Annotated in this window: 1 protein-coding gene; it reads right to left on the bottom strand. The window is 68.2% G+C overall.

Annotated features, from left to right (window positions below):
• A partial coding sequence (locus tag JCM9942_RS17665; protein ID WP_157723094.1) for a PAS domain-containing protein occupies nt 1-610 on the bottom strand: 610 nt, incomplete at both ends.

The following is a 610-nucleotide window of genomic DNA, read 5'->3' as shown; positions in this document are numbered from 1 at the left end:
CGCGTTCAGCGGTTGCAGCACGTCGTGGCTGATCGCGGCCAGGAAGCGGGTCTTGGACTGCTGCGCGGCCTCGGCCGCCCGCGAGCGCTCGGCCACGCGCTGCTCCAGCGTCTCGTTGGCTTCCCGCAGCGCCTGTTCGGCCTGCTTGAAATCGGTGATGTCGTTGTAGCTGGTGACATAGCCACCGCCCGGCAGCGCCTGGCCACGCAGCTCGATCACCTTGCCGTCGGCACCGGTGCGCTCGAACACATGCGGCGAGCCGGCGCGCATGTAGCCAATACGGCGGTTGATCTGGATCTCGATATCGCCCTCGCCCAGCTCGCCACGCTCGGCGTTGTAGCGGATCAGGTCCGCCACCGGACGACCGACGTAGAGCATGCCGTCGGGGTAGCCGAACATCTGCTGGTAACGGCGGTTCCACGCGGTCAGGCGCATTTCCGGATCGACCACGCTGACCCCGCCGCTGATGTTCTCCAGCGTGGTGGAGAGGATCTCTCGGTTGAAACGCAGCTCCTGGCCGGCCTCGTCCAGCACCGCCACCACCTCGCCCAGGTCCATGCCCGAGCCACGCAGCAGGCTGGTCAGCAGCAGCCGCGCCGAGGCCGCACCG

This window comes from Stenotrophomonas pictorum JCM 9942 (assembly GCF_001310775.1).
Lineage (GTDB): Bacteria > Pseudomonadota > Gammaproteobacteria > Xanthomonadales > Xanthomonadaceae > Stenotrophomonas > Stenotrophomonas pictorum.
The sequence above is the reverse complement of the archived record's forward strand: the minus strand, read 5'-3'. Positions and strand labels throughout refer to the sequence as shown.